This is a genomic window from Polynucleobacter aenigmaticus (assembly GCF_002206635.1).
GTDB classification, from domain to species: Bacteria; Pseudomonadota; Gammaproteobacteria; order Burkholderiales; family Burkholderiaceae; genus Polynucleobacter; species Polynucleobacter aenigmaticus.
The window spans coordinates 100,745-123,422 of record NZ_NGUO01000002.1 but is presented as its reverse complement, the minus strand read 5'-3'; the positions used below and the strand labels follow the sequence as shown (position 1 = coordinate 123,422).

Sequence of the window (22,678 nt, the reverse complement as noted above, 5' to 3'; positions counted from 1 at the left end):
TTGAGTTAATAAACTCAAAGCCTAAAAATCTCTGATTAAGATTTTTCTAGGGCTGCCACTTTAGCTTCTAGGGCCTCTAGTTTTTCTCTGGTCTTGGATAGCACTTTTGATTGCAATTCAAACTCTTCACGAGTTACCAAATCCATCTTCTGAAAACCTTGATTCATCATAGCCCGCACATTCTTCTCAATTTCTTGTGCCGGTGAATTGCGAATAGCATCGCCAACTTTGCTTTGCATGTCGCTAGCAATGCGCTGAATTTGTTCTAGGATTTCGCCTGGTTTTTGCATGATGCTGCCCGCCATTCTGTAAGGAGTTGCATAAAAGACATAGTAGCTATTTTAAGTTGTAGTGCCAAAAACAGGCAAAAAAGGCCTTAAAACCGGAAAGTGCACCAAAATGTACAAAAAAGGTGCATAGATGTGCACCAATAATGGGAATTCGCCTTATTTAGGGGAATTGTGACAAAAACGTGAACGCCCCGAGATTCATGATGACTCCATGCAATAAAGCATTTACCCCTTTTTTCATGACTACTAAGGAGTTTCATATGAAAACGATTCAAAAGACAGCCATCGCTCTTGCGGCTTCTGGCTTATTCGCAACAGCGGCATTTGCGCAAACAGCTCCAGCTGCACCAGAGGCTCCAGAGGCGAGCCCAGTTACAGCTAACGTTTCATTGGTGTCTGATTATCGTTACCGCGGTATTTCTCAGTCAAACCTGAGGCCAGCAATTCAAGGTGGGTTTGATTATGCTCACGAAAGCGGCTTCTACATTGGCAACTGGAATAGCTCTATTACATGGGTTAATAACTTAAATCCAAATGTCTCTTCAGGCGTTGAGATGGATTTCTATGCCGGTGTGAAGAAGGAGTTGATTGGAGAAGGTTTTGCTTCTGATCTAGGTGTTTTGCAGTACTACTACCCAACCAGTGGAAACTTCACTAGCCCTTCTGTGAATCCAAATACAACAGAGATTTACGCTGCACAGAACTACACATTTGGTCCCGTAACTGGCTTCTTGAAATTCTCTTATGCAGTAACAAATACTTTCGGAAACCAAAATAGCTCAGGTTCTTACTACCCTGATTTGACTGCTAACTACGATACTGGTATCTGGGGGCTTGCATTGAATGCACACGTTGGTTACCAATATATTGCTGGAACTCCAGCTGGTACAAGCACTTCTAATTCCAGCCTCTACAGCTACACCGATTGGAAATTAGGCGTAACTAAAGACTTTGGAGGTGGCTTATCCCTGGCTGCTGCTTACATCGGAACTGATGCAAAGAAAGTTGGTAGTACTTATGCATACGTTAGCCCATCAGGCAAAAACTTAGGCGGTTCAACAGGCGTAGTTACACTCACAAAAACTTTCTAATTCTTTCCTCTGAACGGAGAAACGTATGAAATTAATTACTGCAATCATCAAGCCCTTCAAGCTTGACGAGGTGCGCGAAGCTCTCTCTGAGGTGGGAGTTTCGGGCATCACCGTCACTGAAGTTAAAGGCTTTGGCCGTCAAAAAGGTCACACCGAGTTATATCGTGGTGCTGAGTATGTAGTCGACTTTTTGCCTAAGGTAAAAATTGAAGCTGCTGTTGAAGATGGCATTTTGGAGCGAGCGCTTGAAGCAATTGAAAAATCAGCTCGTACTGGCAAGATTGGTGATGGCAAGATTTTTGTCTCTTCAGTTGAACACGTCATTCGCATTCGTACCGGTGAAACCGGCGCGTCAGCACTTTAAAGAGAGGTTCAAAATGTTAACTTGGATGAAACGACTCCTAGCTGGAAGCGCAATGGCCTTGGCCATTGGTGCAACCAGTGTCATGGTGGCTTCGCCGGCTTTTGCTGATGAAGCTAAGCCAGTTGCCGCTGCTGCCGCAGCCGCGGTTGCTGCTGCGCCTGCATTAGTACCTAACAAAGGTGATACAGCCTGGGTTCTGGTGTGTACTGCATTAGTAATCTTGATGACGTTGCCAGGCTTGGCTTTGTTCTACGGCGGTTTGACACGTAGCAAAAACATTCTTTCTGTACTTGTACAGTGTATGTTTGTTTTCGCACTCATCACAGTGTTGTGGTCTCTCTATGGGTATAGCTTTGCATTTACTGAAGGCGGCGCATTCATTGGTGGACTCGATCGTCTGTTCTTGCAAGGCATTACTCCAGACTCAGTTGCTGCTACATTTAGTAAAGGCATTGTGATTCCTGAGTATGTATTTATGGCCTTCCAAGCTGCGTTCGCAACCATTACTTGCTGCTTGATCATTGGTTCATTTGCTGAGCGTGCTAAGTTTTCTGCAATCATTTTATTTGTGATCTTGTGGTTCACTTTCAGCTACTTGCCAATCGCTCACATGGTTTGGTTCTGGCCTGGTCCTGACGATATTAAAGATGCTGCATCACTTGAAGCAATCACAGCTCGTGCTGGTTGGTTGTGGCAGAAGGGTGTTCTCGATTTTGCTGGCGGTACCGTTGTTCATATCAATGCTGCGATTGCAGGCTTGGTAGGTTCATTCGTGATCGGCAAACGTTTGGGTTACGGTAAAGAAGCAATGAAGCCACACAACTTAGTGTTCGTCATGATTGGTGCTTCACTCTTGTGGTTCGGTTGGTTTGGTTTCAATGCTGGTTCTGCTCTCGAAGCAAACGGTAGTGCAGCCTTGGCATTCGTAAACACATTGTTGGCAACCGCTGCTGCAGTATTAAGCTGGTCAGTTGCCGAGTGGGTTCTCAAAGGTAAGCCTTCCATGTTGGGTGGCGCATCTGGTTGCGTAGCTGGTTTGGTTGCGATCACTCCTGCAGCTGGTTTCGTAGGCCCAATGGGTGCTCTCGTGATCGGTACTGCTGCTGGTGTAGTTTGCTTATGGGGTGTTACTGGTCTCAAGAAGATTTTGGGTTCAGACGACAGCTTGGACGTATTCGGTGTGCATGGCGTTGGCGGTATCTTGGGCGCTTTGTTAACTGGCGTATTCGCAGACCCAGCTTTAGGCGGAACAGGTATTTGGGATTATGTGGCTAATGCTGCAGCTCCTGATTACTCAATCGCTAGCCAATTGTGGATTCAGAGCCAAGGTGTCATCGTGACCTTGATTTGGTCCGGCGTTGTCTCATATATAGCCTTTAAATTGGTAGATATGGTGATTGGTCTCCGCGTCAAAGAAGATGAAGAGCGCGAAGGCTTGGATATCAGCTCACACGGTGAGTCTGCATACGAGTCTTAATCAGTAGATTTAACCCCTATCGGGCGACTTTTGTTGGTTGCCCGGTTTTTAAGCGCGGGATCCTCGGATTCCGCGTCTTTCTTTTAAAAATCTTACAATGGTGATATGGTCCCACATCTCATCACTGCCCTTAGCGGCCCCCTCCTCGATCTCGAGTCGAAGGTATTAGAAGCAACTCCCACGATTGAGCGCTGGTTTAGGCTTGAATGGCAGGAGCACACTCCGCCGTTCTACTGTTCGGTGGATTTACGTAATGCAGGCTTTAAGCTGGCACCGGTTGATACCAATCTCTTTCCGGGTGGTTTTAATAATCTCTCACCCCAAATGTTGCCTTTGGCGGTTCAGGCTGCAATGGCCGCGATTGAGAAGATTTGCCCAGAAGCAAAAAATTTACTGTTGATACCAGAGCGGCACACTCGCAATACGTTTTATTTACAGAACATTGCACGTTTGTCCTCAATCTTGCGTCAAGCGGGACTTAATGTGCGCTTAGGCACTTTGTCTGATGAAATTAAAAAGCCGACCTGGATTGATTTGCCGGATGGTAATCGTCTATTGATGGAGCCTTTATCGCGCCTTGGCTTGAAGAAGCAGCGATTGGGGTTGAAAGATTTTGATCCCTGCTCGATCTTGTTGAACAATGATTTATCGGCAGGTATTCCGCCGATCTTGGAAAACTTGCATGAGCAATACCTTTTGCCAGGCCTGCATGCTGGCTGGCATGTCCGTCGTAAATCGAATCACTTTGCTGCTTACGATGAAGTGGCTAAGAAATTTGCCAAGGTAGTTGATATTGATCCTTGGATGATCAATCCATATTTCACTAGTTGCTCTAATGTGAATTTCCATGAGCGCAAAGGTGAAGAAGAGTTACAAGCTGCTGTCGAAAAAGTGCTGAAGAAGACCGCCAAGAAATACCGTGAGTACGGTATTAAAGAAAAGCCGTATGTCGTTGTGAAAGCAGATGCAGGTACTTATGGCATGGGTGTGATGGTGGTGAATGACCCAGCTCAGCTCAAAGGTTTAAATCGTAAAGACCGCAATAAGATGAGTGTCGTGAAAGAGGGCCTTGAGGTGAGTGATGTATTGATCCAAGAGGGTGTATATACCTTTGAGAAGGTCAATGAGGCGGTTGCTGAGCCGGTGGTATACATGATTGATCGTTATGTCATTGGTGGCTTCTATCGCGTGCATACTGACCGCGGCCCCGATGAGAATCTCAATGCGCCAGGCATGCATTTTGTACCTCTAGCATTTGAGCAAAACTCTATGCCAGACATGGCCGCTAAGCCCGGTAGTGCGCCACCGAATCGCTTCTATCTTTATGGTGTTGTGGCACGCTTGGCCTTGCTTGCGGCCTCTCTAGAGTTAGAGCGTTCTGACCCTAATGCTGAAGCGGCTTAATTTAATTTCTTATATTTGGGCATAAAGATGGACCTCCTTTTTATTGCCGATCCCCTGGAATCTTTCAAGATTAGTAAAGATTCCACTTTGGCAATGATGCGTGTTGCGCAAGCGGCCGGTCATCAACTCTGGTGTTGCCAAAGCCGTAATGTGCTCTGGAGAGACGACTTTGTGGTGGCTGACTGTCAAGCCCTGCTTATTAAGCCAAGCAGCACAACTTGGTTTGAGTTGGGTGCCATAGAGAGTCGCCCATTAAATACATTTAACGCAGTCCTGATGCGCACTGACCCACCGTTTGATATTGAATATCTCAATACCACTTGGTTGTTATCTGCTGCGACTCGTCAAGGTGCAAAAGTACTTAATAATCCGACCGCTATTCGGGACCACTCTGAGAAGATCTCGATCACGGAATTTCCTGAGCTGATTCCACCAACCTTGGTTACTCGCGAACTGAGTGCGATTGAAGTATTTCATCAAGAGCATCAGGACATTGTGATCAAGCCTTTGGATGGCATGGGCGGCATGGGTGTATTTCGCGTGGGACCAGATGGTTTGAATCTGGCCAGCATCGTTGAAACCTTAGGAGAAAACGGTGCCCGTACCTTGATGGTGCAACGCTTCTTGCCAGAGATTGCGCAGGGAGATAAACGCGTTCTGCTCATCGGCGGTGAGGTGGTGCCGTTTGCGTTAGCCCGCATTCCACAAGGTAGTGAAATCCGAGGAAACTTAGCTGCTGGTGGGAAGGGCGTTGCGATGCCCTTAACGGATGCCGAAAAGAATGTTGCGGAGCGACTTGCCCCTATTTTGAATGCGCGTGGTTTGTTCTTGGTAGGATTAGACTTAATTGGGGCTTATGTCACAGAAATTAATGTGACTAGCCCAACATGTTTTGTAGAGATTACTGAGCAGAGTGGATTTGATGTCCCACAATTTTGGTTAACAGCGCTCGAAAAGGCATTGGTATAAAGATGGTAGGAATCGTAATTGTTGCCCACACTCCAGTGGCAAGCGCGATGCTCGGTTTTGCGGAGCATGCTTTTGGAGTATTGCCTGAGGGAGTTAGGGCGGTCGACATTCCACCTTATGAAGATACTAAGGCCAGCTTTGATCGCGTGGTTAGGGCGGCATACGGCGTGAACACTGGCAGTGGTTTGTTAATTCTGACGGATGTGATGGGCGCGACCCCGGCCAATGTGGCCTCCAAGCTCGAAGCACTCGGACCTTTATCGGGGTTGAATACGCCAGTGATTGTTTTGGCGGGATTAAATTTACCCATGTTGATGCGTTGCATCTCCCATCGTGGCGAGGGCTTGGAAGAGTTGGCTCAAAAAGCGCTTCAAGGTGGCCAAAATGGAATTTTGCGTTTGGGGTCTAAAACTCCGCAAGAATAGACTGAGAAATAAGGTGAGCTATGCCGGTTGCTGAAATAGAAATTATTAATAAGTTGGGTTTGCATGCGCGCGCCTCTGCAAAGCTATCGCAACTTGCCGCTGAATTCCCTTGTGAAATATTGTTGTCACGCAATGGCCGTCAAATCAATGCCAAGAGCATTATGGGTGTGATGATGTTGGCTGCTGGAATTGGTAGTACGGTGACATTGGAGACGGTGGGCGAAAAAGCTGATGATGCAATGATCGCCTTAACGGAGCTGATTAATAATCGATTTGGTGAGGGTGAATAGTAATGACTTTTGCTTTGCACGGAATTGCAGTATCAAAAGGCATTGCTATTGGCAGGGCCGTACTGATTTCGCGTGCAGCATTAGAGGTTAGTCATTACTTAGTTGAGGCTGGGAAAGAAGAGGCGGAAGCCAAAAAATTATTAGATGCTTTTGAGCAGGTTCGCCTTGAGTTAGCGCAGCTACGTCAGGGCTTACCTAAAGATGCGCCGCAGGAAATGGCTGCATTCTTAGATGTGCATGGCATGATTCTGGCTGACCCCGCTTTGGCCGAGAAGCCCATTAAATTGATTCGCACTCAAAGATTAAATGCAGCTTGGGCCTTAACAACTGAGCTTAATGATCTTTTAGAGCAATTTGCGGATATTGAGGATGTCTATTTAAAAGAGCGCGCCAACGATATCCGGCAGGTGGCTGAGCGAGTGATTAAAGCTTTAAATGCTCAGAAAAAAGATCCCTTAAATGATGTCGATTCCTTGACTGCTAGCGATATCGGCGTTGAATCCATCATTGTTGCTCATGATATTGCTCCTCATGACATGTTGCGTTTCAAAGAGCATGCTTTTACAGGGTTTGTTACGGATCTTGGAGGGAAGACCTCTCATACCGCTATCGTTGCGCGCAGCATGGAGATTCCTGCGGTAGTGGGTGTGCGACATGCCAGCGAAATGATTCGTCATGGGGATTGGCTGGTATTGGATGGTGAGCACGGGGTTGTGGTGGTTGCTCCCGATGAGCACCTTCTTGCTGAATATCGAAAACTACAAACCCAAGCCATAAAAGAGGCTCGCAAGCTAAAGCAGTTAAAGCATGCAAAGACTGAAACACTAGACCGAGTTGAGATTGAGTTATTTGCCAATATTGAGCTCCCAGAGGATGCCATTCAGGCGGTGAAGTTGGGCGCTGTGGGTGTTGGTTTATTCCGCTCTGAATTTTTATTTATGGATCGCAAGTTGGCCTTACCTGATGAAGAGCAACAGTATCAAGAATATCGGCGTGTAGTCGATTTAATGCATGGCCTACCTATTAATATTAGAACTATTGACGTTGGTGCCGACAAAGCATTGGGCGGCGGCGGCGATGTTTCTCAAACTGGTACATCACCACTTGGATTGCGTGCGATTCGCTGGTCTTTGACTGAGCCAGAAATCTTTTTAACCCAACTTAGAGCAATCTTGCGCGCATCGGCGCATGGTCAAGCGCGGATCATGATTCCAATGTTGGCGCACGCCAAAGAAATTGATGAAACATTTAGATTGATTGAAAAGGCAAAGCAACAACTGCATCAGCGCGGCAATGCGTTTAATCCTGATATTCAAGTGGGTGCAATGATTGAAATTCCGGCAGCTGCTTTGATACTACCGTTATTTATTAATCGATTCGATTTTCTTTCTATTGGCACTAACGACTTAATCCAGTACACCTTGGCGATTGATCGCGCAGATCACTCGGTGGCGCATTTATACGACCCCTTGCATCCAGCCATATTGAATTTATTGTCAAGTATTATTGATCAAGCTAAGCGCGCAGATGTGCCTATTGCTGTTTGCGGTGAGATGGCTGGCGATCCCGCATTAACAAAGCTATTACTTGCACTGGGACTGACAGATTTCTCGATGCACTTCAGTCAATTATTATTGGTTAAGCGTGAGATCTTAAAGGCAAATGTGGGTTTATTAAAAGCACGCGCGCCTAGAGTCCTTCGTGCATATGAGCCCGAAGAGCAGGCTAAAGCTTTGGAGCGATTACTTTCTTAATTTCCTAATATTGAGAGCCACATACTAGGCACTCAGTATTGCGGCTAATTCGGATCTCATCAATCTGAGTATTAAGCGCATTCCATAGCAACATTCTCCCCACTAAGGGCTGTCCAAATCCAATCAATACTTGCAAGGCTTGTGCTGCTTGCATGGCGCCAATGATTCCCACTAAAGGAGAGAAGATGCCCATGCTGGCGCAACTAACTTCCTCAAGTTGCTCTTCTGGTGAGAAGAGGCAGGCATAACAGGGGGATGTTGTATTGCGAAAATCAAAGACACTGAGTTGACCATCAAACTTGAGCGCTGATCCTGAGACTAGTGGCACTTGATGTTTGAAACAAGCAGCATTAATTAGATGGCGAGTAGCAAAGTTATCCGTGCAATCCAAAACAATATCAACTTCTGGTAGCAAGCTATCTAGTAGAGTTCCTGATACCTTCTCTTCAAGTGTATCGATGATGAGGTTTTGATTGATATCTTGCAGAAACTCTTTGCCTGATGCCACCTTGCTCTTACCAATTGAATGCTCGCTATGCATAATTTGTCGCTGCAGATTAGTGAGCTCAACTTTGTCATGATCGACTAGAGTTATTTTTCCCACGCCGGCTGCAGCTAAGTATGGTGCAGCAGCGCTACCTAAGCCACCAGCACCAATGATGAGTATGTGTGAGCCAAGCAGTTTTTCTTGGCCAGCAACATCAATTTCCTCTAGCAGTAAATGCCGCGAGTAGCGTAGTAGCTGCTCATCATTCATATGTATGCCCCAATTGCTAGAATTTACTCTAGCTTAGAGGCTGAGCGTTTTACAGGCTCACCATTGATAAACGCTACTGCCTGAGTCAGCATAAAGTCATCCGCACCACCAAGCTCGACTGGCTTTTTGGTTTTATCTTTTTCTTTCTCTTCAGGAGTCTTCTTGGCATTTTTTTCTTCAATGCGCTGAAGCTCTTCAAGACGACGCTTCTCACGATCGGCAATCAATTTTTCTTCTGAGGATTGCTTATTGCGTAAATGCTTTTCGCTATCAATCTCACGCGTAATTAATACATCATCAGGATCGCCATCTTTGTTTTGATCAACCGCGATATCTGGTTTGATGCCATAAGCCTGAATGGATTTCCCGGTTGGTGTGTAGTAGTAGGCCGTGGTGATTTTGAGTGCTGAATCATTACTTAATGGGCGAACCGTCTGTACTGAGCCCTTGCCAAAAGTAGTCTTACCAATAATCGTTGCGCGTTTGTAATCCTGCAGTGCGCCAGCAACAATCTCAGAGGCAGATGCGGAATACGCATTTACTAAAACTACCATCGGTAGCTTCTTATATATCGCAGGTACGCTTGCTAAAGGATCTCCGGGTTCACTCAGGCGATACATCGCTGGCGTAGCATTGAATACCTGTTTTGCATCAGGCGTTTGACCTTTAGTCGAAACGATCACAGCATCCGCAGGCAAGAAAGCAGCAGCAACACCTACCGCGCCTTGCAGCAATCCACCGCCATTATTTCTCAGATCAAGAATGATGCCCTTCATTTTTGGGTCTTGATTGGCGAGTTCTGCTAATTTTTTTGCAAGGTCGGGAACGGTGCGCTCTTGGAAGCTGGTCACTCTGACCCAGGCAATATTGTTATCTAAAATTTTGGCTTTGACAGATTGCACCTTGATCTCAGCGCGAGTGATTGTGACTGGAAAGCTACGCTCTTCACTTTTGCGAAAGACTGTCAAAGTGATTTTTGTGCCCGGTGTACCGCGCATGGTTCGTACTGCTTTATCAAGAGACATGCCGCGAACTGGCTTGTCATCTAGGCGGGTAATGAGGTCGCCAGCTTGCAAGCCAGCGCGTGCTGCAGGACTATCTTCGATTGGATTCAGTACTTTGACAACACCATCTTCGGATGTGATTTCAATTCCAAGACCAGCAAACTTACCGCTGGTTTGCTCCTGCATCTCTGAAAAATCTTTTTTATCAAGATAGGTGGAGTGAGGATCAAGGCTGCTCACCATGCCTTTCACGGCATCGGTTAGCAACTGCTTATCTTCAATTGGTTCAACGTACTCACGTTTAATTTGAGCAAAGACATTAGATAGCGTGCGCAGCTCATCCAACGGCAGTGTTGCACCTTGTTGGGCAGTAGCTGACAGTTGGATGGTGGCTGCGACCCCGGCTATGAGACCAACAGAGACTAGGGCAAAGTTCTTAAAAAATACGCGCATGCTTCTGTTTTACCTTAATCCAAATAAAAATGCTGAATCGGTTTGAGATTGTCATCAAGCTCGTAAACGAGTGGGATGCCATTAGGAACATTGATTTCCATAATATCCTCGTCAGAAACCTGATCGAGATACTTAATTAATGAGCGAATGCTATTGCCGTGCGCCACTAGCAATACCCGCTTACCCGCTTTGAGGGCCGGGGCAATGGATTCATTCCAGAGGGGCAAGACACGTTCGACGTTGTCTTTTAAGCACTCGCCCAGAGGGATGTCGGCGGCGCTAAGTTTTTCATAGCGACGATCATTTTGTGGGTTGCGCTCATCACCCGCCTCTAAGAGTGGTGGCCGCACATCGTAAGAGCGGCGCCAAATATGGACTTGCGCATCTCCGTACTGAGCAGCAGTTTCTGCCTTATTGAGGCCGGTAAGGGCGCCATAGTGACGCTCATTCAATCTCCAGCTATGAACCACAGGTAACCACATGAGATCCATGGTGTCTTGAACATGCCAAAGGGTTCGGATGGCTCTTCGCAAGACTGACGTGTAGGCCACATCAAATTCATAGCCTGCTTTACGGAGGTTTTCACCTGCAGCAAGGGCCTGTTCAGTGCCTTTTGGGGTCAAGTCAACGTCCGCCCAGCCAGTAAAGCGGTTTTCAAGGTTCCAGGCGGATTCGCCATGACGAATAAGGACAAGTTGTTTCATAGAGCCATTCTATAATCCGGTGATGAACTTTCTCACTCAAATTGATAATTTAGCGCTTATCGCCCTCCTGCTCGTTTCGGGCGCAGCGCTCTTCCTTCCTACATTATCTACGCTAATTAGCGGAAAAGGCTTATCCCCTACTGAGGCGACTATTTGGATGAATCGTCGTAAAGCGGCGGTTTTAGACCTCCGCCCAGAAGACGCATTTAAAGCTGGTCATTTGCCAGGTGCAAAACATGTCCCATCTAATGCGATTGCCGCTAGGATTGAAAAGCTTAAGCTAGACCCCAAGAACCCACTAATTTTGGTTTGTGAAACTGGTGTGAGCTCCCGTAAGGCGATTGCTGAAGTGCAAAAGCTAGGTTTTGCTGAAGTGGGCACCCTAGATGGCGGTGTTCAGGCTTGGCAGGCTGCAGCGCTGCCGTTAGTCAAATAATTCAGCGAGCCTGAGATATGCCACCAGTCACGATGTATAGCACCCAAGTCTGCCCTTACTGCGTTATGGCAGAGAAGCTTTTACAGAAGAAGGGTGTTGCCAATTTAGAGAAGATTTTGATTGATCGGGATCCTGTGCAGCGCGAGATCATGATGACGCGTACGGGTCGCCGCACTGTGCCTCAAATTTATATTGGTGAGACCCATGTTGGTGGTTACGACGATTTAGTTGCCCTAGATCGTGCTGGCCAATTGGATCCACTATTAGCTTAAATATTTACTCAGAAAGTTTCTTATGACTGAACAAACTACTTCCGCTCCAGGCGGAGCCGATACCTCAAAAGAACCGGGTTTCCGTATTCAGCGGATCTATCTCAAGGACTTGTCTTTAGAGCAACCGAATGCCCCGCAAATTTTGCTAGTCGCCGCTGAGCCACAAGTAGAGGTTGAGGTGGATATTGCGGTCACTCGCTTAAGTGATGAGATTTTTGAAGTTGCCTTAATTGCGACCGTCACTGCCAAAGTTGAGAGCAAAGTGCTCTTTTTGGTTGAGGCAAAGCAAGCGGGTATTTTTGAATTTAGCAATATTCCTGCAGAGCAAATTGATCCAATGTTAGGCATTGCCTGCCCAACCATTTTGTATCCTTACCTGCGCTCGAACATTGCCGATGTCATTAGTCGTGCCGGCTTCCAGCCAATTCATCTGAATGAAATAAATTTCCACGGGATGTATGAGCATCGCATCATGCAGGCCGCGCAAGGAGTTGCAACGGAGAGCAGCTCTGCCGATGAAAGCAAAATCATTCTTCCTCACTAAGCCTAGTTAGCTAAAGCCCACAGATCATGAAAGTGACGCTGCTTGGAGCTGGTGCTTGGGGTACTGCTATGGCCGCACAAGCTGCGCGCCATCTTCAGTCGGGTGATGTTTGTCTGTGGTCACGAAGTGCTGAGCAGTTAGAAGGCATTCAAAGGGCGGGTCAAAACACAGCATATTTGCCTGGCGTCACCTTGCCCACAAGCCTGCAATTTGAGAGTAGTTTTGAGCGCGCCATTGAACGTCTTTCTGAAAACGATCTCTTGGTGATTGCCACCCCGATGTCGGGATTATCAGAAACCGCAACACAGGTATTGCATCTTGCAAAACACCCACTCAATATCGTTTGGTTATGTAAGGGTTTAGAGCCCAGCACTACCTTATTGCCACATCAAGTGGTGGATCGTGAAGACAAGCTTCATAGTCATGGCCTCCACCATTCCTATGGTGCATTATCTGGCCCTAGTTTTGCGCAAGAAGTTGGCAATGGTATGCCTTGCGCATTAACGATTGCTAGTAAATCAAATACTTTGTGCGACATCGTTCAAGGTGCATTTCATCACGGGAATATGCGTATCTATGCCAGCGATGATTTGGTTGGCGTTGAATTAGGTGGTGCTGTTAAAAACGTCTTAGCCATTGCTGCTGGTATTGGTGATGGTTTAGATCTTGGTTTAAATGCGCGAGCTGCGGTATTAACCCGCGGTCTTGCGGAGATGATGCGCTTAGTAAAGGCTGCTGGTGGTAGGCCTGAGACCTGCATGGGATTGACTGGCGTAGGTGATTTAATTTTGACTGCCACGGGCGATCTCTCTCGCAATCGCCGGGTTGGATTAGCACTGGCAGCAGGAAAATCCTTGCCTGAAATCTTGGGTAACTTAGGACACGTTGCAGAAGGTGTCTTGTGCGCTTCGGCAGTAGGTAATCTCGCTACGCGTTTGGGTGTCGAGATGCCAATTACCGCCATGATGGGTGAAGTTTTATCTGGAACACTATCGCCACAGGACGCCGTTAAAAAACTGATGGGGCGCGACCCCAAGGTTGAACTTTAAGTTTCGACTAGTTCCCCCCAAGCAGTCCGTTTTGGCGCCAAGCTTCATACACCACAATCGCTACCGTATTTGAGAGATTCAAACTGCGACTGCTATCTTGCATTGCTAAGCGCATTTGATTGGGTGTTGGAATAGCATTTCTGACCTCTTCCGAGATCCCTTTGGTCTCTGAGCCAAAAACAAAGTAATCACCGGGCAAATATTGACCATCATGAAACTTTCCAGACCCTTTAGTAGTTAAGGCAAAAATACGTTCAGGCTTGGGTTGTTCGTTTCCAAGAAATTGTGCCCAGTTTTTATGTACCTTCACTTTGGCGAACTCGTGATAGTCGAGACCCGCTCTACGAAGTTTGGCATCCTCCATCGGAAAACCCATTGGCTCGATTAAATGCAAGTTCGCACCCGTGTTCGCGCACAGGCGAATGATGTTGCCCGTGTTTGGTGGAATTTCTGGTTCGAATAAAACAATATTAAACATGCTCTGCTCTTTGTACCGTTCTTTGTTGTGTTGGGCGAGGTGTTCTCAATAGAGCCCAATTAATCACAAGAGATGCACCATTGTCCTTCAGAATGCGTGCGATTTCATTTAAGGTTGCTCCGCTAGTCATGACATCGTCAAACACAATAACAGTTGTGGACTCTAGGCGCCCTCTGTGTTTGGGGTTGACGTAGAACATGTCCCGAATGGCTTTATAACGATTCACTCAGTTTTCATGGTCCTGATGTTGTGTGAGGTGGTGGCGTAGCAAGATATGAGGATGTTTCTTTATTTGGTTTGTGCAGCGAATGCATCTAGCCAATTCCCAGCTTTGATTAAATCCTCGAGTGCAGAGAATGTGCTGTTGAAATGCTGCACAAACAATGCATGCGCTAGGTAATATTTGAGCATAAATTGCTTGGAAAATATTCTCTATTGGGCGCATGGGCTGCTGAGTATACTGAGCCAATGACCCAATCAATTAGATGGCTTCAGGACGAAATTGCAGACCGGATGTTGCAAAAATTAGATATCGTCAAGCTGGAAGTAAGGGATGTGCTCGTCATTCCAGATTTCCCTGGGTCGTATGCACGTTTCCTGACAAAACGTTTTCAAGGAATTTGTTTTCATAGTGCGCCAGAAGCCGAGTTATCCGGCTTTGATTTATTGAAGTTCAGGATGACCCGTTTTTGGAATTCAAGTTTGAAATCTACACCCCTGGTTTCTTTGGATGACTATAAGAAAACGGGCCGAATTAATCTTCCTGATAATTCGGTTGATTTGGTCTTCAGTATTTTGTTCATCCAGGATTTGGCTGACCCAAAGCATTTTTTGCAGGAGTGTTGGCGAGTGCTTAAAGAGGGGGGCTTACTCACATTGAGCTATCTGGGCCCCGATACCGCCAAAGAGCTCCGCTCTGAAGATCTGGCTCAACAATTTCCCCTGAAGAAGCTGGCCAGCCCTTGGGATATGCATGACATGGGGGATGCCCTTCTAGGCGAGCGTTTTTCTGACCCAGTAATGGATATGGAGTTCCTCAATTTGGATTATGAGTCTGACGCAGTGCTGTGGGCAGATGTTATTGCCTTAAATTTGCTGGCTGCCGAAGGTCGAAATAGCACTCCATCTGCTCAATTACCTAAAAAACTCACTTTAGAGGTCGTTTATGGCCACGCTTGGGCTTTGGGTAAGCACCTAGCTAAAGCACAGGATCATGTCGCCTATATTGATCCAAATCAAATCGGGCGCAAGACTAGGAGTGATTCTGCTTAAGTGTAAGTGCTTACTATCTTTTAAACCTTTATCAAGATTGAGGCAAGCTAGGTTCACCTGGTTTGTTGTTGAACTTAAATAACCCTATAATCAGCGCTAGATGTATTGGCTTGATACCGCTTTTTTGGACTATCTGGGGCTGTATTGCCACAGAAGTTCATGACAATAAACTGAGAATAAGATGAATTTATTTGGAAAAGTCATTAGGGCTTCGCTCTATTTAGTAGCAGCCTTCGGCACTGCATTTGCATATGCAGTTGAAGATATGCAAGGCGGCCCTGCTGTCATGCAGTTGAATTTCACAGCTCCAGCAACCAAAATCATGCAAGAAATCCATTGGTTGCATTGGATGATGTTGATCATTTGTGCCGTGATTTTTGTGGGTGTTTTTGGGGTGATGTTCTATTCCATGCTCAAGCACCGTAAGTCATTAGGTGCTAAATCTGCCTCATTTCATGAGAGCACCACTGTAGAGATCATTTGGACAGTCATTCCACTCCTGATCGTCATTGGTATGGCCTTGCCAGCAACAAAAACTGTTGTGGCTATGAAAGACACCACTAACTCCGATATCACTATTAAGACCACTGGTTACCAGTGGAAATGGGGTTACGATTACATCAAAGGTGAGGGCGAAGGCATTAGTTTCTTGTCTACCCTATCTACTTCACGTGAAGCCATCAATAACTTAGCCCCTAAATCAAATACGTATTTGATGGAAGTGGATAACGAGATGGTTGTGCCTGTTGGTAAAAAGATTCGTATTATTACCACTGCGAATGACGTGATCCATTCATGGACTATTCCAGCGTTCGGCGTCAAGCAGGATGCGATTCCTGGTTTCGTACGTGACACTTGGTTCCGTGCTGACGCTATCGGTAAATTCCGCGGCCAATGTTCTGAGTTGTGCGGTGCTGAACATGCCTTTATGCCTATTGTGGTCAATGTCGTTTCACAAGATGACTACACCAAGTGGGTAGAGCAGAAGAAAAAAGAAATGGGTGCTGCCTCAGATGATCCATCCAAGGTTTACACATTGGATGAGCAAAAAGAGCGCGGCGCAAAAGTATATGCAGCTAACTGCGCAGCTTGCCACCAGCCTAACGGCAAGGGTGCGGGCACATTCCCGGCATTGGACGGCAGCAAAGTAGTGCTGGGTCCTAAGGATGCGCAATACAACATTCTCTTGAATGGTAAGGGTGCAATGCCTAAGTGGGCAGGCGTAATTTCTGATGGCGATATTGCTGCAGTGATTACCTACACTCGCAATGCTTGGGGTAATAAAACGGGTGATGTGATTCAGACCCAAGACATTATTACTACTCGCGCTGGCAAGTAATTCATTCATTAATACAGATCAAACTAAACCGGAGTAATCCATGAGCACAGTCTCTACCACCCACGATCACGCACACGACCATGCGCATGATGATCACACGCCACATGGCTGGCGTCGTTGGTTGTTCGCAACCAACCATAAAGATATTGGCACTATGTACCTGATCTTCTCCTTCATCAGTCTGATGGCTGGTGGTGTCATGGCTCTGGGTATTCGTTTGGAATTATTTCAACCAGGCTTGCAGTTCTTGCGTCCGGAGTTTTTTAATCAATTGACGACCATGCACGGCTTGGTGATGGTGTTTGGCGCGATCATGCCGGCATTCGTTGGATTTGCAAACTGGATGGTTCCATTGCAGATTGGCGCATCTGACATGGCCTTTGCCCGTATGAATAACTTTAGTTTCTGGATTCTTCCAGTAGCGGCTTGTTTATTATTTGGTTCTTTCTTGGCTCCTGGCGGCGCACCTGCTGGTGGTTGGACTTTGTACGCACCACTCACTTCACAGATGGGCCCAGGTTTAGACATGGGTATTTTTGCACTCCACTTATTGGGTGCTTCTTCCATCATGGGCTCGATTAACATCATCGTGACCATCTTGAATATGCGCGCCCCTGGTTTGACATTGATGAAAATGCCAATGTTCTGCTGGACTTGGTTGATCACTGCTTATTTGCTGATCGCTGTAATGCCTGTGTTGGCTGGCGCCATCACCATGGTTCTCACAGACCGCCATTTTGGTACTTCTTTCTTCTCCGCAGTTGGTGGTGGCGATCCAATCATGTTCCAGCATATTTTCTGGTTCTTTGGTCACCCAGAGGTTTACATCATGATTCTTCCAGCGTTTGGAATCGTGAGTGAAATTATTCCTGCGTTCTCTAGAAAAACATTGTTTGGCTACAGCTCTATGGTTTATGCAACCGCATCTATTGCGATCTTGTCATTCATCGTTTGGGCTCACCACATGTTTGCAACTGGTATGCCTGTAACAGGCCAACTATTCTTCATGTACGCAACGATGTTGATTGCTGTTCCTACTGGTGTAAAGATTTTTAACTGGGTAGCCACTATGTGGAAAGGTTCAATGACCTTTGAAACTCCGATGTTGTGGGCAGTTGGCTTTATTTTTGTATTCACCATGGGTGGTTTCACAGGTTTGATCCTGGCGATGGCCCCAATTGATATTGGTGTGCAAGACACATATTACGTTGTTGCTCACTTCCATTACGTATTGGTGGCTGGCTCATTGTTTGCCATGTTTGCTGGTTTCTATTACTGGTGTCCAAAGTGGACTGGCTTCATGGCCAATGAAACTCGCGGCAAGATCCATTTCTGGACTTCCATGATTTTCTTCAACGTCACTTTCTTCCCAATGCACTTCTTGGGCTTAGCAGGTATGCCACGTCGCTATGCCGACTACCCTACTCAGTTTGCTGACTTCAATATGGTTGCCTCTATTGGTGCCCTTGGATTTGGCCTATCTCAGGTATATTTCTTGGTATTCGTTGTGTTGCCGGCATACAGTGGCAAAGGCGAAAAAGCGCCAATGAAGCCATGGGATGGCGCCAAAGGTTTGGAGTGGACTGTGCCTTCACCAGCGCCACACCATACCTTTGAAACTCCTCCTAGTGCTGAAGAGTTAAATGCTGCAGGAATCTAAAGTAGCCCTACAAAAATCCCAATCTGCCAGTAATCGCAGATTGGGTTTTATCCTTTTGAGCGTTGCCATTGTGTTTTTTATTGGCATTGTGATTAAGCGGAGCGTATTGAGCTAACGCTCAATCACTATTCATGTCTGCTATTGCCTCCATTAACCGCCAAATCTTATTGAAGCTACTGATTGCCTCAGTAATGATGTTTGGTTTTGGTTATGCGCTGGTGCCAATGTACAAAGCGCTATGTGAGGTTACTGGTATTAATGTAGTGACCAACAAGAATGATTACGGTATTCGGGCGTATAGCCCTAACAAAGTGGGCAACACTCAAGTGGACTACTCACGAGTGGTAACGATTGAGTTTGATTCTAATAGCCGTGGCCCATTTACGTTCCGTCCAGTGAAGAATTACTTGGAAGTGCATCCGGGCGAGATGACTGAAATTGTGTATGAAGTCACCAATAATATGAATCGCCCTGTAGAAGCTCAGGCGATTCCTAGTTATGCCCCAAAAAGCGCAATGGAGTTTTTTACGAAATTGGAATGTTTCTGTTTTCAGCAGCAAACTCTGGCAGCTCATGAGGTTAAAAAAATGCCGGTAGTGTTTGTGATTGATGCAGGTTTACCCTCTGATGTAAAAACTATTACTTTGTCGTATACCTTCTTTGAATTAGGCGTCGGTCAGCAGCCGGCGGGATCAACAACCCCTAAGTCGAAATCGGCATCATGAGCAAGAAAAGTACTTTTATGCAATCCATGATCGCAGTGTTATGGGCTTTTTTGGGTGTGCGTAAAAAATCAGGATTGCAGGAAGATGTAGCTTCATTAAGTTTTGTCCATATTATTATTGCGGGAGTACTTGGCGCCTTAATTTTCATGGGCATCCTCCTCTTGATAGTTAAAGCAGTTGTGTCCCATTGATTATTTTTTGATTGAATAGAGAGAATAAGATGTCATCCAATTCAACCCCTTACTATTATGTTCCCGGACTATCTAGTCATCCAGCCGCGGCAGCTCTAGGCTTGCTTGCCTTTGGTGCCGGTATGTCTGGTTGGGTAAACCACGCAGCCTGGGGAGGCCCTGTTACTGCAGTTGGCGTCCTTTGGATTTTATTTGTTCTCTATAACTGGTTTGGGGACACAATCGCCGAATCTAATGCTGGTAAGAACGGTGTGAACGTTGATATTTCTTATCGCTGGTCGATGGCCTGGTTCATCTTCTCAGAGATTATGTTCTTCGGTGCATTCTTTGCTGCTTTGTTCTATGCGCGCAATATTGCAATGCCTTGGATGGGCGATGTGGAGAGCAAATTGCTTTGGCCTAACTTCACCGCTGTTTGGCCTAATGATGGCCCTGCAGGACTGGTTGAGAAATTTACCACGATGGGTCCATGGCCAATTCCTACGATTAATACCTTGCTGCTCTTGAGCTCAGGTGTAACCGTGACTTACGCTCACCATGCACTTCGTGAGAATCACATGAAGCAGGCAATCAGAGGCTTAGCTGCTACTGTTGGTCTGGGCTTTATATTCTTGTGTTTCCAGGGTTACGAGTACTACCATGCTTATCATGAGCTCAACCTGAAGTTAACTTCAGGCGTTTATGGCTCAACTTTCTTTATGTTGACTGGTTTTCATGGCTTCCACGTATTTCTAGGTGGCTTGATGTTGGCGATTGTCTTACGTCGTATGATTCGTGGCGACTTTACTGCTGATAATCATTTCGCGTTTGAGGGCGCTGCTTGGTACTGGCACTTCGTTGACGTTGTCTGGCTAGGCCTCTATATTGCCGTTTATTGGATGTAAGGAAATAAAAATCGGGGCGCTAAGCCCCGATTTGTTTTGGCTGGTTTTTTCGTGGCGCTTAGTTTGTTCCAACCCGAACACCAGTAGCCTCAATAAAGCCAAAATAGTGGGCAATCAGAATGCCAAGAAATAGAATTATTGAAAGCCCAATACGGAGCATGAGGGACTGAACCATTCTTGAGCTGCCGCCCTTATCCTTCATCATGTAGTAGAGTGCTGAGCCTAAGCTTCCCACAATCATTAGCAGTGCAATTGGAATAATCCATTTCATCTCAAAGTACTCCTGTGAACATGTTTTCTAGCTTAATTACTAGTCGTATAGTCGCTACTTTATCAGCCCTAGTGGTGATTTTAGTTGGCTGCAGTGCTGGTATTTGGCAGCTCAATCGGGCAGATCAGAAGATTCGCTTGGGTGAGTCCCTAGCTGCCAAACTGCAAATGCCCATTCTGAATGCGAATGCCGACAGTTTGACTTTAGAGCAGGCTGCAGAGCGGCGGATTATTGCTCGTGGCCGCTTTGTTCAAGATGAGGCAATCTGGCTGGATAACCGGCCTCGCCCTATTCCTGATGGTGGCGCTGGTAGTGTGGGGCAATCTGGTTTTTATTTGATGATGCCTTTGAGACTAGATGGGAAAGAATCGGTTTTGTGGGTAAACCGCGGTTGGGCTCCCCGCAATAATGACAATCGTATTGAGTTGCCGCCTGTAAAGACTGCTGATGAGGTAGTCACGATTGAAGGCATTGGCTTTCCTCATCCTGGAAAAGTGTATGAGTTGGGTGAAAAGGGTGGCACAGTAATGAAGCCCCGGATTGAGCAAAACTTTGATTTAGCGCTTGAGGCTCAAAGCCACAGTTGGGCACAGTTACCGTTCATCGTACGAGAGTCCCAATCAAGCAAAAATGATGGTTTGATCAGGAATTGGCCCTCGCCAACAAATGGAGTCGATCGCCATTATGCTTATGCCTTTCAGTGGTTTGCATTGGCCTTATCAGGATTTTTGTTTTGGCTCATCAATGGGCTCATGAAATATCGGCGAGAGCTTGTTGTCAACGGAGATAGAGTGTGAGTGATAAAGAGTTATTGATCCCAGCTTCGCAAACAGACGCATCAGCGATTAATGCCCAGACCCGTCGTGGGCGCCTGCAAATGCTTTTTTTATTGCTGGCTTGTGCTGCACCCGTGATCGCCTCTTATTTGGCTTATTACGTATTTAAACCAGAGGGTGGAAAAACCAATTTTGGAACCTTGGTTCAGCCCGCGCAAGAACTGAATCCTGCCTGGTTTGATATGCCATTTAAAGGTAAATGGACTTTGTTGGTAGCGAGACCCGCTAGTGAATGCACTGCAAAAAATGAATCCTGCCTCGAGGCATTATTTTTAATGCGCCAGCTTCGTATTGCCGTAGGTCGAGAGAGTGGTCGCGTGCAGTTGGTGTGGATTAATACTGATGGTAAGTCAGTAGATCCAGAGGTATTGCTAGCCTACGATCAGAAGACGGCAGGCTTTCAGATTCTTACGTTGCCAACAGACCCTAAGTTAAAGGGTGAGTTTGAGGCTTGGCTCAATCGGGATGGCGCAGGCCAGAAGATTCAGTTGATTGATCCTAGCCCAGCTAAGATGATGGTCTTTCCAGTGACTAACTCCCCTAAAGAATTCGGCAGCATTAAAAAAGATCTAGAAAAACTACTGCGTCTCAATCGCAAAGGCGAGAACTTGCAATGAGTAACTTGTTGTTGCTTGCGGAGTTAGCGTTAATCGCCGCTGTCTTTGCTGGCCTACCGCTGCTCTATTTATGGAAAAGGCCGGGCTACAATTTTTTCCAGAAGCTCAATTGGGTATTGGTCTTTATGACCTTTGATCTGATTGTGTTTGGTGCTTTTACTCGCCTAACGGATTCTGGCTTGGGTTGCCCTGATTGGCCGGGATGCTACGGCACTTCAAATCCGTGGCATGCGATTGGTGAGATCACGCTTGCAGAAGCAACGATGCCCACTGGCCCAGTAACTGTAATCAAAGCGTGGATCGAAATGATTCATCGCTATTTAGCAATGACAGTAGGTGCCTTGATTTTGATCCAGGTGGGATTGGCTTGGAGCAAGCTCAAGCACTTGGGTAAGAGCCCTTTGCTGGGCAGTCTTAGTTTGTTGCTCTTGGTCTGTATTCAAGGTGCATTTGGTGCGTGGACTGTCACGCTGAAGTTGCAACCCATCATTGTGAGTATTCATTTAATGTTGGCCTTGGTATTGCTTGCTTGCTTAACTGCCTACGCACAAGAAGAATGGGAAGACCAGCTCTCCTCAGTAAGGCAGCTTCAAGTAAGACCCCTTTCTGCAAAGTTGCTGTTATTGGCTTCAGTCACGTTAGCAATGCAGATATTTTTGGGTGCGTGGGTGAGCACCAATTACGCTGTGTTGGCATGCCCTGATTTTCCAACCTGCATGGGCGCTCTCTGGCCAGAAACTGCTTGGCAAGAGGGTTTTACTTTATGGCGCGCGCTGGGCCTCAATGCCCTGGGCGAATCTATTTCACCTATGGCTCTGCAAACGATCCATTGGGCGCATCGCGTATTTGCGATCTGCGCTCTTGCGGCTCTGGGATTGTTGTCACTGAATGCATTTAGTGTGACGAGTACAGCTTTATCAGGATTAGGGCGTATTGCTAGGCTATTGCTGACCCTGCTGATCCTTCAGGCGCTGACTGGTATTTCTAACGTGGTTTTTCAGTGGCCCTTAGTTGCTGCCTTAATGCACACCGCTGGCTCTGCAGCATTAGTGTTTTGCTTGGTACGCTTAAGCAGCTGGGCATCATGGAGTGCACCCATTCATATTAAGATAGCCAAATAAT

The 22,678-nt window shown here is 46.5% G+C and carries 29 protein-coding genes; 22 read left to right on the top strand and 7 right to left on the bottom strand.

The annotated features are described in order from the left end of the window. Window positions 1–35 precede the first annotated feature (35 nt). The gene (locus tag CBI30_RS01220) at window positions 36–290 is read right to left on the bottom strand and encodes an accessory factor UbiK family protein (RefSeq protein ID WP_088526761.1); all 255 of its coding nucleotides are present in this window, start codon (window positions 288–290) and stop codon (window positions 36–38) included. Between the two features lie 260 nt (window positions 291–550). Between CBI30_RS01220 and CBI30_RS01215 the strand changes: the two genes are divergently transcribed. From CBI30_RS01215 to ptsP, 8 genes are all read left to right on the top strand, one after another. Beyond that, window positions 551–1,381 (top strand): TorF family putative porin, encoded by an 831-nt coding sequence (locus tag CBI30_RS01215; protein ID WP_206075515.1) that lies wholly within the window; start codon window positions 551–553, stop codon window positions 1,379–1,381. A gap of 25 nt (window positions 1,382–1,406) precedes the next feature. After that, on the top strand, window positions 1,407–1,745 hold the full coding sequence (locus CBI30_RS01210) for a P-II family nitrogen regulator (protein ID WP_088526521.1): 339 nt from the start codon (window positions 1,407–1,409) through the stop codon (window positions 1,743–1,745). A gap of 13 nt (window positions 1,746–1,758) precedes the next feature. Then, the gene (locus tag CBI30_RS01205; protein ID WP_088526520.1) at window positions 1,759–3,222 is read left to right on the top strand and encodes an ammonium transporter; all 1,464 of its coding nucleotides are present in this window, start codon (window positions 1,759–1,761) and stop codon (window positions 3,220–3,222) included. Between the two features lie 105 nt (window positions 3,223–3,327). Next, a complete protein-coding gene (gshA, locus tag CBI30_RS01200; RefSeq protein WP_088526519.1) occupies window positions 3,328–4,626 on the top strand; it encodes a glutamate--cysteine ligase in 1,299 nt (432 codons plus the stop codon). Between the two features lie 27 nt (window positions 4,627–4,653). Continuing rightward, a complete protein-coding gene (gene gshB / locus CBI30_RS01195) occupies window positions 4,654–5,595 on the top strand; it encodes a glutathione synthase (protein ID WP_088526518.1) in 942 nt (313 codons plus the stop codon). A gap of 2 nt (window positions 5,596–5,597) precedes the next feature. After that, window positions 5,598–6,020, top strand: coding sequence for a PTS sugar transporter subunit IIA (locus CBI30_RS01190; RefSeq protein ID WP_088526517.1), 423 nt, complete (start codon window positions 5,598–5,600; stop codon window positions 6,018–6,020). A gap of 20 nt (window positions 6,021–6,040) precedes the next feature. After that, window positions 6,041–6,310 (top strand): HPr family phosphocarrier protein, encoded by a 270-nt coding sequence (locus CBI30_RS01185; protein WP_088526516.1) that lies wholly within the window; start codon window positions 6,041–6,043, stop codon window positions 6,308–6,310. A 2-nt stretch (window positions 6,311–6,312) separates the two neighbouring features. Next, window positions 6,313–8,064, top strand: coding sequence for a phosphoenolpyruvate--protein phosphotransferase (gene ptsP / locus CBI30_RS01180; protein WP_088526515.1), 1,752 nt, complete (start codon window positions 6,313–6,315; stop codon window positions 8,062–8,064). 4 nt (window positions 8,065–8,068) lie between these two features. Here ptsP and CBI30_RS01175 read toward each other — a convergent pair whose 3' ends face one another. From CBI30_RS01175 to gpmA, 3 genes are read right to left on the bottom strand one after another with little or no spacing between them, the layout of a single operon-like run. Further along, on the bottom strand, window positions 8,069–8,821 hold the full coding sequence (locus CBI30_RS01175) for a HesA/MoeB/ThiF family protein (protein ID WP_088526514.1): 753 nt from the start codon (window positions 8,819–8,821) through the stop codon (window positions 8,069–8,071). Window positions 8,822–8,844: 23 nt separating this feature from the next. Next, window positions 8,845–10,278: a S41 family peptidase gene (locus CBI30_RS01170; RefSeq protein WP_088526513.1), complete on the bottom strand. Its 1,434-nt coding sequence runs from the start codon at window positions 10,276–10,278 to the stop codon at window positions 8,845–8,847. Window positions 10,279–10,292: 14 nt separating this feature from the next. Then, window positions 10,293–10,982 (bottom strand): 2,3-diphosphoglycerate-dependent phosphoglycerate mutase, encoded by a 690-nt coding sequence (gene gpmA / locus CBI30_RS01165; RefSeq protein ID WP_088526512.1) that lies wholly within the window; start codon window positions 10,980–10,982, stop codon window positions 10,293–10,295. A 22-nt stretch (window positions 10,983–11,004) separates the two neighbouring features. On the opposite strand from gpmA, the gene CBI30_RS01160 reads away from it, so the two are divergent. The 4 genes from CBI30_RS01160 to CBI30_RS01145 are packed head-to-tail and all read left to right on the top strand — an operon-like array spanning window position 11,005 to window position 13,283. Then, complete coding sequence (locus tag CBI30_RS01160; RefSeq protein WP_088526511.1) at window positions 11,005–11,418, top strand: rhodanese-like domain-containing protein; 414 nt, start codon at window positions 11,005–11,007, stop codon at window positions 11,416–11,418. Between the two features lie 17 nt (window positions 11,419–11,435). Continuing rightward, window positions 11,436–11,690 (top strand): glutaredoxin 3, encoded by a 255-nt coding sequence (grxC, locus tag CBI30_RS01155; protein WP_088526510.1) that lies wholly within the window; start codon window positions 11,436–11,438, stop codon window positions 11,688–11,690. A 22-nt stretch (window positions 11,691–11,712) separates the two neighbouring features. Continuing rightward, complete coding sequence (gene secB, locus CBI30_RS01150; RefSeq protein WP_088526509.1) at window positions 11,713–12,234, top strand: protein-export chaperone SecB; 522 nt, start codon at window positions 11,713–11,715, stop codon at window positions 12,232–12,234. 26 nt (window positions 12,235–12,260) lie between these two features. Beyond that, window positions 12,261–13,283, top strand: coding sequence for an NAD(P)H-dependent glycerol-3-phosphate dehydrogenase (locus tag CBI30_RS01145; RefSeq protein WP_088526508.1), 1,023 nt, complete (start codon window positions 12,261–12,263; stop codon window positions 13,281–13,283). Window positions 13,284–13,290: 7 nt separating this feature from the next. Here the strand turns inward: CBI30_RS01145 and trmL are convergent, their stop codons facing one another. Both trmL and CBI30_RS11035 read right to left on the bottom strand, forming a co-directional pair. After that, entirely contained in the window at window positions 13,291–13,761 is a 471-nt protein-coding gene (gene trmL / locus CBI30_RS01140) for a tRNA (uridine(34)/cytosine(34)/5-carboxymethylaminomethyluridine(34)-2'-O)-methyltransferase TrmL (protein ID WP_088526507.1), read from the bottom strand. Then, window positions 13,754–13,987 carry a ComF family protein gene (locus tag CBI30_RS11035; RefSeq protein ID WP_240553458.1) on the bottom strand — a complete coding sequence of 78 codons (234 nt, stop codon included), beginning with the start codon at window positions 13,985–13,987 and terminating at the stop codon, window positions 13,754–13,756. Before CBI30_RS11035 ends, trmL begins: the two co-directional genes overlap by 8 nt. 242 nt (window positions 13,988–14,229) lie before the next feature. Here CBI30_RS11035 and CBI30_RS01135 point away from each other — a divergent pair, with 242 nt between their 5' ends. From CBI30_RS01135 to CBI30_RS01110, 7 genes are all read left to right on the top strand, one after another. Further along, the gene (locus tag CBI30_RS01135) at window positions 14,230–15,033 is read left to right on the top strand and encodes a methyltransferase domain-containing protein (RefSeq protein ID WP_088526759.1); all 804 of its coding nucleotides are present in this window, start codon (window positions 14,230–14,232) and stop codon (window positions 15,031–15,033) included. A gap of 181 nt (window positions 15,034–15,214) precedes the next feature. Then, window positions 15,215–16,372 carry a cytochrome c oxidase subunit II gene (gene coxB, locus CBI30_RS01130; protein WP_088526506.1) on the top strand — a complete coding sequence of 386 codons (1,158 nt, stop codon included), beginning with the start codon at window positions 15,215–15,217 and terminating at the stop codon, window positions 16,370–16,372. A 40-nt stretch (window positions 16,373–16,412) separates the two neighbouring features. Further along, window positions 16,413–18,032 carry a cytochrome c oxidase subunit I gene (gene ctaD / locus CBI30_RS01125; RefSeq protein ID WP_088526505.1) on the top strand — a complete coding sequence of 540 codons (1,620 nt, stop codon included), beginning with the start codon at window positions 16,413–16,415 and terminating at the stop codon, window positions 18,030–18,032. Further along, the gene (locus CBI30_RS11250) at window positions 18,016–18,147 is read left to right on the top strand and encodes a cytochrome oxidase small assembly protein (protein WP_240553457.1); all 132 of its coding nucleotides are present in this window, start codon (window positions 18,016–18,018) and stop codon (window positions 18,145–18,147) included. The genes ctaD and CBI30_RS11250 overlap by 17 nt, the downstream gene beginning before the upstream one ends. Before the next feature lie 16 nt (window positions 18,148–18,163). Further along, window positions 18,164–18,757, top strand: coding sequence for a cytochrome c oxidase assembly protein (locus tag CBI30_RS01120; RefSeq protein ID WP_088526504.1), 594 nt, complete (start codon window positions 18,164–18,166; stop codon window positions 18,755–18,757). Beyond that, window positions 18,754–18,948 carry a DUF2970 domain-containing protein gene (locus tag CBI30_RS01115; RefSeq protein ID WP_169711230.1) on the top strand — a complete coding sequence of 65 codons (195 nt, stop codon included), beginning with the start codon at window positions 18,754–18,756 and terminating at the stop codon, window positions 18,946–18,948. The genes CBI30_RS01120 and CBI30_RS01115 overlap by 4 nt, the downstream gene beginning before the upstream one ends. 29 nt (window positions 18,949–18,977) lie before the next feature. Then, window positions 18,978–19,832 carry a cytochrome c oxidase subunit 3 gene (locus tag CBI30_RS01110; RefSeq protein WP_088526503.1) on the top strand — a complete coding sequence of 285 codons (855 nt, stop codon included), beginning with the start codon at window positions 18,978–18,980 and terminating at the stop codon, window positions 19,830–19,832. Between the two features lie 58 nt (window positions 19,833–19,890). Here the strand turns inward: CBI30_RS01110 and CBI30_RS01105 are convergent, their stop codons facing one another. Then, on the bottom strand, window positions 19,891–20,103 hold the full coding sequence (locus CBI30_RS01105) for a twin transmembrane helix small protein (protein ID WP_088526502.1): 213 nt from the start codon (window positions 20,101–20,103) through the stop codon (window positions 19,891–19,893). Window positions 20,104–20,123: 20 nt separating this feature from the next. On the opposite strand from CBI30_RS01105, the gene CBI30_RS01100 reads away from it, so the two are divergent. Genes CBI30_RS01100 through CBI30_RS01090 form a run of 3 tightly spaced genes read left to right on the top strand, consistent with a single transcriptional unit; the run spans window position 20,124 to window position 22,677 of the window. Beyond that, window positions 20,124–20,900: an SURF1 family protein gene (locus CBI30_RS01100; RefSeq protein ID WP_240553470.1), complete on the top strand. Its 777-nt coding sequence runs from the start codon at window positions 20,124–20,126 to the stop codon at window positions 20,898–20,900. Then, on the top strand, window positions 20,897–21,556 hold the full coding sequence (locus CBI30_RS01095; protein ID WP_088526500.1) for a hypothetical protein: 660 nt from the start codon (window positions 20,897–20,899) through the stop codon (window positions 21,554–21,556). Before CBI30_RS01100 ends, CBI30_RS01095 begins: the two co-directional genes overlap by 4 nt. Next, window positions 21,553–22,677, top strand: a complete 1,125-nt coding sequence (locus CBI30_RS01090) for a COX15/CtaA family protein (RefSeq protein WP_088526499.1) — start codon at window positions 21,553–21,555, stop codon at window positions 22,675–22,677. Before CBI30_RS01095 ends, CBI30_RS01090 begins: the two co-directional genes overlap by 4 nt. Window position 22,678: the final 1 nt, after the last annotated feature.

Excerpts from the sequence above, each read along its gene's own strand:
- CBI30_RS11250 (WP_240553457.1), top strand. The coding sequence starts at position 18,016 with ATGCTGCAGGAATCTAAAGTAGCCCTACAAAAATCCCAATCTGCCAGT.
- CBI30_RS01220 (WP_088526761.1), bottom strand. The coding sequence starts at position 290 with ATGCAAAAACCAGGCGAAATCCTAGAACAAATTCAGCGCATTGCTAGC.
- CBI30_RS01210 (WP_088526521.1), top strand. The coding sequence starts at position 1,407 with ATGAAATTAATTACTGCAATCATCAAGCCCTTCAAGCTTGACGAGGTG.
- CBI30_RS01110 (WP_088526503.1), top strand. The coding sequence starts at position 18,978 with ATGTCATCCAATTCAACCCCTTACTATTATGTTCCCGGACTATCTAGT.
- ptsP (WP_088526515.1), top strand. The coding sequence starts at position 6,313 with ATGACTTTTGCTTTGCACGGAATTGCAGTATCAAAAGGCATTGCTATT.
- coxB (WP_088526506.1), top strand. The coding sequence starts at position 15,215 with ATGAATTTATTTGGAAAAGTCATTAGGGCTTCGCTCTATTTAGTAGCA.
- ctaD (WP_088526505.1), top strand. The coding sequence starts at position 16,413 with ATGAGCACAGTCTCTACCACCCACGATCACGCACACGACCATGCGCAT.
- gshA (WP_088526519.1), top strand. The coding sequence starts at position 3,328 with ATGGTCCCACATCTCATCACTGCCCTTAGCGGCCCCCTCCTCGATCTC.
- gshB (WP_088526518.1), top strand. The coding sequence starts at position 4,654 with ATGGACCTCCTTTTTATTGCCGATCCCCTGGAATCTTTCAAGATTAGT.
- trmL (WP_088526507.1), bottom strand. The coding sequence starts at position 13,761 with ATGTTTAATATTGTTTTATTCGAACCAGAAATTCCACCAAACACGGGC.
- CBI30_RS01185 (WP_088526516.1), top strand. The coding sequence starts at position 6,041 with ATGCCGGTTGCTGAAATAGAAATTATTAATAAGTTGGGTTTGCATGCG.
- CBI30_RS01215 (WP_206075515.1), top strand. The coding sequence starts at position 551 with ATGAAAACGATTCAAAAGACAGCCATCGCTCTTGCGGCTTCTGGCTTA.
- gpmA (WP_088526512.1), bottom strand. The coding sequence starts at position 10,982 with ATGAAACAACTTGTCCTTATTCGTCATGGCGAATCCGCCTGGAACCTT.
- secB (WP_088526509.1), top strand. The coding sequence starts at position 11,713 with ATGACTGAACAAACTACTTCCGCTCCAGGCGGAGCCGATACCTCAAAA.
- CBI30_RS01190 (WP_088526517.1), top strand. The coding sequence starts at position 5,598 with ATGGTAGGAATCGTAATTGTTGCCCACACTCCAGTGGCAAGCGCGATG.
- CBI30_RS01135 (WP_088526759.1), top strand. The coding sequence starts at position 14,230 with ATGACCCAATCAATTAGATGGCTTCAGGACGAAATTGCAGACCGGATG.
- CBI30_RS01120 (WP_088526504.1), top strand. The coding sequence starts at position 18,164 with ATGTCTGCTATTGCCTCCATTAACCGCCAAATCTTATTGAAGCTACTG.
- CBI30_RS01175 (WP_088526514.1), bottom strand. The coding sequence starts at position 8,821 with ATGAATGATGAGCAGCTACTACGCTACTCGCGGCATTTACTGCTAGAG.
- grxC (WP_088526510.1), top strand. The coding sequence starts at position 11,436 with ATGCCACCAGTCACGATGTATAGCACCCAAGTCTGCCCTTACTGCGTT.
- CBI30_RS01160 (WP_088526511.1), top strand. The coding sequence starts at position 11,005 with ATGAACTTTCTCACTCAAATTGATAATTTAGCGCTTATCGCCCTCCTG.
- CBI30_RS01105 (WP_088526502.1), bottom strand. The coding sequence starts at position 20,103 with ATGAAATGGATTATTCCAATTGCACTGCTAATGATTGTGGGAAGCTTA.
- CBI30_RS01170 (WP_088526513.1), bottom strand. The coding sequence starts at position 10,278 with ATGCGCGTATTTTTTAAGAACTTTGCCCTAGTCTCTGTTGGTCTCATA.
- CBI30_RS01145 (WP_088526508.1), top strand. The coding sequence starts at position 12,261 with ATGAAAGTGACGCTGCTTGGAGCTGGTGCTTGGGGTACTGCTATGGCC.
- CBI30_RS01205 (WP_088526520.1), top strand. The coding sequence starts at position 1,759 with ATGTTAACTTGGATGAAACGACTCCTAGCTGGAAGCGCAATGGCCTTG.
- CBI30_RS01115 (WP_169711230.1), top strand. The coding sequence starts at position 18,754 with ATGAGCAAGAAAAGTACTTTTATGCAATCCATGATCGCAGTGTTATGG.
- CBI30_RS01090 (WP_088526499.1), top strand. The coding sequence starts at position 21,553 with ATGAGTAACTTGTTGTTGCTTGCGGAGTTAGCGTTAATCGCCGCTGTC.
- CBI30_RS01100 (WP_240553470.1), top strand. The coding sequence starts at position 20,124 with ATGTTTTCTAGCTTAATTACTAGTCGTATAGTCGCTACTTTATCAGCC.